At 69.4% G+C, this 10,293-nt stretch carries 7 protein-coding genes; 5 read left to right on the top strand and 2 right to left on the bottom strand.

The features are described from left to right. The 3 genes from VNE62_03125 to VNE62_03115 form a co-directional block, all read left to right on the top strand. Positions 1–924, top strand: a 924-nt coding sequence (locus tag VNE62_03125) for a sigma 54-interacting transcriptional regulator (protein HVE91281.1), incomplete at its 5' end; no start/stop codon positions are given. Beyond that, positions 921–2,141, top strand: coding sequence for a VWA-like domain-containing protein (locus tag VNE62_03120; GenBank protein HVE91280.1), 1,221 nt, complete (start codon positions 921–923; stop codon positions 2,139–2,141). The genes VNE62_03125 and VNE62_03120, both read left to right, overlap by 4 nt. 37 nt (positions 2,142–2,178) lie before the next feature. Continuing rightward, positions 2,179–3,054, top strand: coding sequence for a hypothetical protein (locus VNE62_03115; GenBank protein HVE91279.1), 876 nt, complete (start codon positions 2,179–2,181; stop codon positions 3,052–3,054). Here the strand turns inward: VNE62_03115 and aroF are convergent. Beyond that, a complete protein-coding gene (gene aroF, locus VNE62_03110; protein ID HVE91278.1) occupies positions 3,051–4,082 on the bottom strand; it encodes a 3-deoxy-7-phosphoheptulonate synthase in 1,032 nt (343 codons plus the stop codon). The genes VNE62_03115 and aroF overlap by 4 nt on opposite strands. Positions 4,083–4,125: 43 nt before the next feature. Next, positions 4,126–4,995 carry a deoxyribonuclease IV gene (locus VNE62_03105; GenBank protein ID HVE91277.1) on the bottom strand — a complete coding sequence of 290 codons (870 nt, stop codon included), beginning with the start codon at positions 4,993–4,995 and terminating at the stop codon, positions 4,126–4,128. A 1,229-nt stretch (positions 4,996–6,224) separates the two neighbouring features. Here VNE62_03105 and VNE62_03100 point away from each other — a divergent pair. Both VNE62_03100 and VNE62_03095 read left to right on the top strand, forming a co-directional pair. Beyond that, positions 6,225–6,533 (top strand): DUF6504 family protein, encoded by a 309-nt coding sequence (locus tag VNE62_03100; GenBank protein ID HVE91276.1) that lies wholly within the window; start codon positions 6,225–6,227, stop codon positions 6,531–6,533. Position 6,534: 1 nt separating this feature from the next. Further along, positions 6,535–10,158 carry a DNA polymerase III subunit alpha gene (locus tag VNE62_03095; protein HVE91275.1) on the top strand — a complete coding sequence of 1,208 codons (3,624 nt, stop codon included), beginning with the start codon at positions 6,535–6,537 and terminating at the stop codon, positions 10,156–10,158. The last annotated feature ends 135 nt before the right edge of the window (positions 10,159–10,293 follow it).

The raw sequence follows: 10,293 nt of genomic DNA, 5'->3' as shown, positions 1-10,293 counted from the left end.
GACTTCGCCGGGCTCCCGGTCGTGATCGACGGCGGCGTGCTGCTGGCGCCGCCCCGCTGGGCGCACAGGCTGGCCTCGTCCGGACAGGGGATTCTTTTCCTCGACGAAATCTCTACGGCGCCTCCCGCCGTGCAGGCGGCGCTGCTGCGGGTCGTACTGGAGCGCGTCGTGGGCGACCTCGAGCTGCCCGACGGTGTCGTGATCATCGCCGCGGCCAATCCGCCGGAGCAGTCGGCCGACGGCTGGGACCTGTCCGCCCCGCTGGCCAACCGCTTCTGCCACCTCGACTGGACCGTTGATTCCTCGGCCTTCGCGCAGGGCATTGTGGGCGGCTGGTCCGCGCCGCACGTCCCGGAGCTGCCGCTGGGATGGGAGATGCACATGCCGATCTCCCGCGGGCTCGTGTCCGCGTTCGTCAGCGTGAGGCCGAGCCTGACGCTGGCCGTCCCGTCGGACGGCTCGTCGATGGGAAGGGGCTGGCCCAGCCCCCGTACCTGGGAGATGACGGCGCGGCTGTGGACCGCCTGCGAGCTGGCGGCCGTTTCCGACGAGTCGCGGTCGGCCCTGATCCGTGGAGCACTGGGCGACGGTGCCGGAATCGAGTTCCTGTCCTGGACCCAGGAGATGGACCTGCCCAACCCCGAGGACCTTCTGGAGAACCCGATGTCCTTCGTGCCCCCGGAGCGCGGCGACCGCGTGTACGCGGTGCTGTCGTCGGTGGCCGCCGCCGTGGCGGGCCATCCCACTCCGGACCGGTGGCTGTCCGGTTGGAAGGTCCTGGTCCGGGCGGGGGAAACGACTCCGGACGTGGCCGCCGTAGCGGCGAGGGTCCTCGCGCAGTGCCGTCCGGCCGGCGTGGCCGCTCCCCCCGAGCTGAAGATCTTCGCCCCGCTGCTGCGCGACGCGGGCCTGATGGACCGGTGACCACCTCACACAGCCTGGACGGCCACAAGGTGGCGGCGGCCAGGCTGTGGGCGGCGAACCGCTTTCCCTATCTGGCCACGGGGCTCTTCGCGTGCTCGGTCATAGGAGTGCCGGAGCTCGGCGGCATGGCCACCGACGAGTCGTGGCGGCTTTACGTCGACCCCGAGGTCGTCGACTCCCTGGATGCCGAGCAGGTGGGCAGCCTTCTGGTCCACCACGTGGGACACCTGCTGCGCGACCACGCGGGACGGGCCTCGGCGATGGGGGTCGAGCGGTCCAACGCCGACGACTGGGCCATGGCCGCGGACGCGGAGATCAACGACGACCTGCACGGGTCCGATCTGCGCATGCCCGGACAGGTGGTGCTGCCGGGGGACCTGGGGGCCGAGGAGGGAAAGCTCGCCGAGGAATACTTCCAGCTCGTCCGCAAGAAGAGGAAGGACGGGGACCAGTCGCTCCCCGGCTGCGACTGCGGAAGCGGGGCGGACTCGGTCGCGCGCGACTTTGAACTCAGCTGGGGAGGAGGAGCACCCATCGTCTCGAAGGGCTCGAGCGAGCTGCTCCGCTGCCAGATGGCCTCGGAGATGCTGCGCCACGCCGGACAGCAGCCGGGCAGCGTCCCGGCGGGCCTGCTGCGTTGGGCGCAGGACCTTCTGCAACCCAAGGTCGACTGGCGCAAGGCGCTGGCCGCCGAACTCCGGCGCGGCGTGGCCGCGGTGGCCGGATGCGTCGACTACTCCTACAGCCGTCCGTCGCGCCGGCAGAGCGTGATGCGCGACGTGATCCTGCCTTCTATGCGCAAGCCGGTCCCGGAGGTTGCGGTGGTCTGCGACACGTCGGGCAGCATGAGCGAGGCGATGCTCGGGCAGGCCATGGCGGAGGTCGAGGGGCTGCTGCGAACCGTCGGGCTCGGAGCCAACAAGCTGCGCGTGCTGTCGTGCGACTACGACGTCCACAAGGTGCAGCGGGTAACGACCGCTCGGCAGGTCCAGCTTGCCGGCGGGGGCGGCACCGACATGGGCCGCGGGATAGACGCGGCGATGAAGCTCAAGCCCGCGCCCTCGGTGGTAGTCGTCCTGACCGACGGGTTCACTCCGTGGCCGGACCAGGGCCCAAAGGACGCGCGGGTCGTCGTCGCTCTGATCGGTGGGGACCGGTCCGGCAAGTGGGTGCCTCCGTCATGGGCTCGCGTGGTTCACGTAGACGACGTCGCCTGATTTCTGCCGGGCGGCGCTGGGGCGCAGGCGGCCGCCGTTGAGGTGGTCGCACCTGGTTGCTCCGGTCACCGCCGAGCTCGAGTGCTCCGGCGGCGTCCACGTCGTCGAGTGGTGCCGGGGGCGGCTGCGGGTCAGGGACCACGACATCGCCGCGGAGCGAGCACTCACCGCGATGGGCGGCGAACCCCCGCTGTGCCTGGACGTCCTGGACGCGTGGCCCTGGAGCGGCGAGGAGGTCGAGCTCCTGGACTTCCTCGCCAGCGGCCGGTCTCGGCCCGGCCTTGTGACCTCGCGGGCGCAACTGATCGCCCGGCTCACCCAGGTGCAGGGGCAGCTGACGTCCCGCCTCGCCGGCGGTCAGCACGTATCCGCGGCGCCGATCCGGTCCAGGCTCGAAAAGGAGCTGCGGCTGGGGCTGCTTCAGCGCCTTCCCCCGAAGCTCGTGGACCTGCTGGCGGTCACTCTTGTGGTCGGCTGCGAGAGACGCTGGTGGTACGACGACGCGTTCAGGCAGTCCTACGGCAAGCAGTTCCAGCGCGTGCTCGAGGCCCGCGCGCTGCCCCTGCTCGAGGCGGGTCTGTCCGTGATCGGCCGTCGCCTCGGCCCCCGGACTTCCCTAGCCTGCTGGGTGCTGCCCCCGGGCGAACAGGCGACGCTGACCGGGTGGGCAGTGTCCGGCGGCGCGGGGGCCGCCCTGTCGCTTCCGCTGTCGTGGCTGCCCACGGTGTGGGCTCGCGGGATCGCGTTCGTGAACGGCTGCTTCGTGCTGGAGGCCGAGCCGGTCCCTGACCGCGTGCGGGTCCGGGCTGTGAGATGGGAGCGGCGGACGGGCAGCACGCTTCCCGTGACTGGGGACGCGGTGCTGAGCAAGGGGGAGGGTGGCTGGACGCTGTCCTGGTCCGGAGACCGCTAGGCCCCGAGGGCCGGCGCGGGCTTTTTTCCGACGGTCGCGGCTATCGCGTACAGCTGCTCGCCCAGGCCCTCGGCGTCCTCGGCCGTCAGGGCCTGGGGCCCGTCGCACAAGGCGGCCCGGGGGTTGGGGTGGACGTCGATCATCACCGCGTCTGCTCCGACGGCGACCGCCGCGCGGGCCAAGGGGGCCACCAGCTCGCGACGACCCCCGGAGTGTGACGGGTCAACGATCACCGGCAGGTGCGTCATGCTCTTGGCCACCGGGATCGCCGACACGTCCAGCGTGTTGCGGTAAGCGGTTTCGAAGGTACGGATCCCGCGCTCGCACAGGATGATGTCGCTTGACCCCTCGCGCGCCACGTATTCGGCGGCCATGAGCCACTCCTCGATGGTGGCGGACATCCCGCGCTTGATCATCACGGGGCGCCCGGACCGTCCGCACTCGCGCAGAAGCGGGAAGTTCATCATGTTGCGCGTCCCGACCCGGAGCATGTCCGTGTACTCCGCAACGAGCTCCACGTCGCCCGGCTCCAAAACCTCCGTCACCGTCGGCATCCTCAGCTCGATCGAAAGCTCCTTGAGGATCTCCAGCCCGCGCTTGGCGAGCCCCTGGAAGGAGTACGGCGACGTCCGGTGCTTGTAGGCGTCTCCGCGCAGGATCTGGGCCCCCATGCCCTTGGCCAGTCTGGCGGCTCCCTCGGCAAGCTCCTCGGTTTCGATGGCGCAGGGTCCGGCGATGATCGTGAACGTCGAGTCGCCTATGGGCACGCCCCCCACGTCCACGACCGAAGGCTCCTGGTGCAGCTCCCGGGAGACGAGCTTGAACGGACGCCCGACGCGGATGACCTGCTCCACGTGAGGCAGGGTCGCCAGCGGCAGCTCCATGAAACGGGCGGTGTCACCGACCAGCCCGATGACCGTCCGGAGCTTGCCGGGGGACACAAAGGCCTGGCCCCCGACCGCCTCGACCTCCTGCACGACGCGCTGGATGTCGGCGTCGGCTGCTTTGGTGTCCATCACGACGACCATCTCTATGTCTCCCCTCGCCGGCTGTCCCCTGCCGACGCCAATGCTAGGTGGATGCCCGGCTGCGCCGCCCTTCGGGGTCCGTACGCGAGTACTCGCGGGCACGGCGGACGTTGGCCAGGTCGTCTTCGGGGGCACCCGGGGTTTCGCAGATGACGGTCCGATCCGACAATTGCGGTGCCGACAGCAGGGTCCGAAGTCCGGTCTCGCCGATCTCCCCGAGGCCGAGGTGCCAGTGGCGGTCGCGGCAGCTGCCCCTGGCGTCCTTGGAGTCGTTGGCGTGGATCGCGATCACCCGGTGGAGGCCGAACAGGCTGTCGGCCTGAGCCAGCCAGTCGCGCACCCCGGGGGCCGAGGACAGGTCGTGTCCCGCGGCGTGCATGTGGCAGGTGTCGACGCACAGCCCGGGACGCTCGTCGTCCATGCACTCAAGAAGCTCGGCCGTCTCCTCCAGCGTGGACGCCACCGACCCGCGGCCCCCAGCCGTGGGCTCGATGAGCACCGATGCATCGGGAACGAGCTTCAGCACCGTCAGGACGGCTGCCGCCGCCCGCTGCACCCGGACCTCGCGTGACACCTCCTGCCTCGCGTCGCGTCCGGCGTGCACGATCACGTGCCCGTGCATCCTCCGGGCGCGGTCGGCGGCGTGAACCAGGCATGCGACCGACTTGGCGTAGATGTCCGCGTCGGGGGACGCGATGTTCACGAGGTATGGCGTGTGCAGCAGGACCGGTCCGATCCCGGCCTGGTCGAGAGCGGCCGTGAGGTCACGGTCGGAGTCCGGAGCGCCTTTGGCCAGGGCCCAGCCGCGGGGGTTGGACGAGAAGATCTGGATCGCGTCGCACTCCCGCCGCCGCGCATTCTCGACGGTCGTCCAGGGGCCGCGGGCGGCCGACACATGGGCTCCGATTCGCATGCGCAGATCGTCGCATGGAGCGGAACGCAGGCGAAGGGGGGCCGGAACCACCCATTCTTTGCGCGCGCAGATGTCCATAGCGACCTTGGGTTGCGCGCGTTTGGGAGGGGGCCGGGCGCCCCCATTCAACAGAAGGGCCAAGGACCGGTGACGCTGCCTAAAGGCGGCTCACGGTAAGGCCGGACGGGCGATGTCAGTCCGGACGCGTGGCCCGGCGCAGAGGTCGCATCGTCCGGCTTTGTGGTGGGTCCGCCCCAGCGCAGGGTGGCGTGTTGCGTCCGCGACCCGCCAGGCCTTGGGCACCGTCGCCGTCAGACTGGAGAGGGACTGATCCTGTTCGATCCTGTTACGCGTTGAGATGCGGTCCGCGCTTCCGTCAGCAGCCGCGCTTCCGGGGATCGATCGAGTGCCATCCGCCGGGGTTTGGTACTCCAGCAGTTGCGCGCGCGATCACTACCTGGGACGTACTTTCGTGCGTAGCGGCGCGCTCGCGACGGTTTCGCATCCTGAGTGCAGCCGGTGCGAGTGCCTGGCACCGCCTACTCCTGGTCTGAACAGGCTCAATACGGCTTGGCGCGCGAGAGGAGTGGACGACCCCGACGCAGGGATCCGGGGTCTCGAGCTCCCGAACGATCGCTCCTTTTGTGGCTGCGACCGGAGTTTGATTGCGCGCGCTGACGAAGCATCTCCGGCGCTGGTGCAGGCCACGCATCCCGGTTCGCTGCTGCTTTGGTGGGAGGCCGGTGGATGCCCAGGTCCCGGGGGTCGTTCCTTGCACGGGAGGGCCTGCGGGACCCCTGGCGACCTTTGCTCAGCCTGGGGTGGGGGATCGGTTCACCCGCCTTCTCGGATCCGAGAGTCTGGCTCCTCTCGTCGGGAAGGCCAACCTGGTCGGACGCTGGCTTTGTAGGGAGAAGATCCCCAGCGATGATCGAACGGTGCCGGGCCGTTTTTGAAACTTCTGGTCGCGATTCACCAGCCGGTGGGCATCATGAAGGAGTCGCCCACAGAGGGCCGTGATCGGTGCGGAAGGCAACCCTCCCTGGGCGAGTTGGCTGCGCGAACTCTGCGAGTCCCCTCGTATCAAGGGTTTTTCATTGACAGCGATGGCGACCTTTCGTGTCTACACGTGTTTGCGGCAAACCCTCGATCTTGGGTTGAGGCCCTTTTCGGCTCGGTTCAGGCCCGGAAGCGGCCCCACTTGACGCTGATGCGAACATGTGTTCCCTATGGCGCACAGGTACGGGGAACCGATTGACGTAGCCGCCCTCGTCTACCCCGAGACGTTCCGGTGGCGGGGGCGGTCCTATGCGGTGACTCGCGTGCTGCGCCGATGGAGGGAGCGGGGGTCGTGGTGGGCCGACGGCGGGCCCGTCCGGCCGATGGCCAAAAGCGCGCGCGCGGCGTCGCCGGGGCAGGGGCAGCGACTGGAGTGCTGGCGCGTGGAAGCCGGTGACGGTGAGGCGGCTCCCGGGATCTTCGACATCACGCGCGACATGGACAGCGACGTGTGGCGGCTGGACAGGGTCTGGGACTGAGGTGACGTCCATCCCGCGGCGGTGCGACGGAGGCGGCTTCGTCCATTTGCACTGCCACTCCACGTTCTCTCTTCGCGACGGCGCCATAAGACCCGAGGAGCTGGCGGTCGCCGCGGCCGCCGCGGGCATGAGGGCAGTGGCGCTGACGGACCACGAGTCGCTTTCGGGCGTCGTTCGTTTCGTCCAGGCCTGCCGCAGGACAGGCGTGGTCCCGATAGTGGGGACGGAGGTCGCGGTGGGGGAGTCCAACCACCCGTCCGAAGGGCACCGCGTCTTGCTGCTCGGACCCGGCCGCCGTGGGTACGCCGCTTTGTGCGGGCTGCTGACCGAGGCGCACATGCGCTCGGAATCAAGGGCGGTGGAGCTCGAGCGGTCCGAGGAGCGCGACCCCGGATGGCCTCGCGTGTCGTGGTCGGCGCTGGAGCGGTATGCGGACTTCCTCGTGTGCCTGTCCGGAGGACCGAAGGGAGAGATCGGAAGGGCCTGTGCGGCCGGACGGGCCGACCGTGCGAAGGCGGCCGCGCGCCGGTACCTGGAGCTTTTCGGCACCGAGCGGTTCCGCATCGAGCTGCAGCGTCACCTCGTACCGGGTGAGGACGCAAGCATCTTCAGGGCCCGTGCGCTGGCGTCGCGGCTCGGGGTGCGTACGGTCGCCACCAACGACGTCCACTACCTGCAGCCGTCGGACGCGCTGCTGCACGACGTCCTGCGGTCCATTCGCCGGCTGGCCCCGGTGGAGCTGCAGCCCGACGCCGAGCGGTACTTCAAGACGTCGCTTGAGATGCGGGCTCTTTTCTCCGAGGCCCCCGAGGCGGTCGCGGAGGCCGAGCGACTGTCCGAGGACCTGGCCGCCGACATCGGGCTTGGTGAGTCCTGCCTTCCGGCCTTCCCGGGGCTGGCGCCGGGGGAGTCCGGCAGCCAGAGGCTTCAAGCCGACGCCCTGCGCGGCTTGGAGTCGCGGGGTCTGACCTCGGGAGCCGCGCTGCGCCGGCTGGATTCGGAGCTCGAGGTGATCGCCCGGCGCGGGTTCGACGAGTACTTCCTGGTGGTGGCGGACATCGTCCGGGAGGTGCGGTCCAGGGGGATCCGGGTGTCGTGCCGGGGGTCGGCGGTCGGCTCCCTTGTCTGCTACGCGCTGCGCATTTCGGAGGTGGACCCGGTCCACCACGGCCTTTTGTTTGAGCGGTTTTTGTCCGACTACCGCGACGAGCTGCCGGACATCGACCTCGACGTCGAGTCGCACCGCCGCGAGGAGGTCCTGGACTACCTGCTGCGCTTCTACGGACGAGGGCGCATGGGAATGGCGTGCATGTTCGAGACGTTCCAGGCGCGCCACGCCATCCGCGACGTCGGCAAGTCGCTGGGCCTGCCGCCGGAGGACATCGACCAGATCGCCAAGGCGTTTCCGCACGTGTCCGCCAAGTCGATACCGGCCGTCCGCGACTCGCTTCCGGAGCTCAAAGGCGTGCACCTCCGGGGGGCCGAGGTCGAGCAGCTGCTGTCCATAGCCGCACGGCTGGACGGCTTCCCGCGACACCTCGCGCTGCATCCGTGCGGGGTGCTGCTGGCGTCGGTCGACCTGGACACCCGCACGCCCCTGCAGCCGTCGTTCGCTAGGTTCCCGATGTCGCAGCACGACAAGGACGACGTCGACGCGCTCGGGCTTTTGAAGCTGGACGTGATCGGCGTGCGGATGCTGTCGTCGATGGGACACGCAGTGCGCGAGATCAAGCGCATCCGGGGAGCGGACGTAGACCTCGACGAGATCCGCCGAGACGATCCGGACACGTTCGAGATGATCCAGACCTCCTCGACGCTGGGCTGCTTTCAGATCGAGTCGCCCGGACAGCGTGAGCTCGTCACCAAGCTGCTGCCGGACGCGTTCGAGGACCTGATCGTGGACATCTCGCTTTTCCGTCCGGGTCCGGTCAAGGCCGACATGGTCGGGCCGTATCTGAAGCGGCGAATGGCGCTGCAGGAGCCGACCTACGTGCACCCGGTGCTGCGTCCGATCCTGTGCGAGACGCACGGCGTGGTCGTGTTCCACGAGCAGGTGATGCGCGTGCTGTCGGCGTTCACCGGGATGTCGCTCGGGGAGGCGGACGGATTCCGCCGCGCGATGGGAGGCGACGAGGCAGACCTCGCCCGCCTGCGACTCCGGTTCGTCGATGCCTCTCTGAGAAACGGATTCGGCCCCCGCGAGGCGGCGGAGCGGTACTGGAAGGAGATCGAGTCGTTCGCCTCCTTCGGCTTCTGCAAGGCGCATGCGGCCGCTTTTGCCGTCCCCACTTATCAGTCGGCTTGGCTCAAGGCGCACTACCCGGCGGAGTTCCTTGCGGGGGTCCTCACGCATGACCCTGGGATGTATCCGCGGCGGGCGATCCTGGCTGAGGCGCGGCGGTTGGGCATCCCTGTTTTGCCTTTGGACGTCGAGGTGTCTGATGGCGTTTATCGGGCGGAGCGTTTTGTGGGCGGGGTTGTTGCGTCTGGGTGTGGGGCCGCCGTGGGGGCGCCGGGCTCCTCCGTCGCTGCCGGCTTTGCCGGCCGCTCCTTGGCCACGCCCTCCCTACCCGACACCCCCACGGCGGCCCCCTTGCGGTTCAAAGCCAAACCACCGACCCACGTGCCAGACGCCCCCGCGCCCGGCACCCCTACGACGGCTCCCTCGCGTTCGGCAAACCTGCCCGCTCCCTCGCTCGACTCCCATGGCGGCGCACTTCGTTCTCGGGATCAGGTCGCGCTTGGGATTCGGCTGTCGCTGGCCGACGTCAAGGGGATATCTGAGGACGAGGTTCGGCGGATTGTCGAGGAGAGGCCGTTTGAGTCGGTGGAGGACTTTGTTCGGCGGGCTCGGGTGCGGCGTCCGGTTGCCGAGGGGATTTGCGAGTGCGGGGGGTTGGACCGGTTTGGTCCACGGAGGTTGGTCCTGTTGGAGATTGCGCGCGTTTACGGCGGGGGGCTGCTGGCTGGGGTGAAGGGGGCACAGCAGGAGATGCGCGAGCTTGGGCTGAAGAACCGGTCACGGAAGAAAAACGGACAGGCGTCGCTGTTCGACGGGCAGCCGGCGAGGCTTCGGCAGCTGGCTTCGTGGGGCGTGGGTGAGGGAGTCGGCGCGTGGTCGGCGCGTGACATGACCTCGGGGGAGCGGGTGCGGGCGGAGCTGGACGTCCTGGGACTGGACGCATCGCGCCACGTCGTGTCGTTCTACGAGGCGGTCCTTGACCGCATCGGATGGACTCCCGCCTCGCAGCTGCAGCGCCACCGGACGGGGGACAGGGTCACGATCGCCGGGGTGAAGGTGGCGACCCAGACCCCGCCGCTGAGGTCCGGCAAGCGCGTCATCTTCCTGACCCTGGACGACCCGACCGGACTGTCCGATGCCGTTGTGTTCGAAGACGCACAGGACCGCTGCGCCCGCACGGTGTTCGACTCATGGCTGCTGGTCGTGCGCGGCACGCTCCGGCGAACCGGCCGGACCGGCGCCAGCGTGATCATCGAGGAGGCGTGGGACCTGCCCACCCTCGCCCGGGAAAAGGCGGTTCTGCCCCCCGCGTCACCGGCTCCCGCCGGACACGGCAGGGGCCGGGGCAGGCTGTTCCACGCGTCCGGAGGCTCGGCCGGCTGACGTACGATCTGCATCCGCTAGGAAGGAGGGTCCGAATGAAAGGCCGCCTCTCCAGAATCGTCCACGCTTGGTGGTTTCCCGCCGTGGCTTCGCTGTTCGTGACCGAGAAGATCTTCAAGCCGAAGACCGTCTACG

The sequence above is a fragment of the Actinomycetota bacterium genome (assembly GCA_035536535.1).
Classification (GTDB): domain Bacteria; phylum Actinomycetota; class JAICYB01; order JAICYB01; family JAICYB01; genus DATLNZ01.
This window is presented reverse-complemented; position numbering and strand designations above follow the sequence as displayed.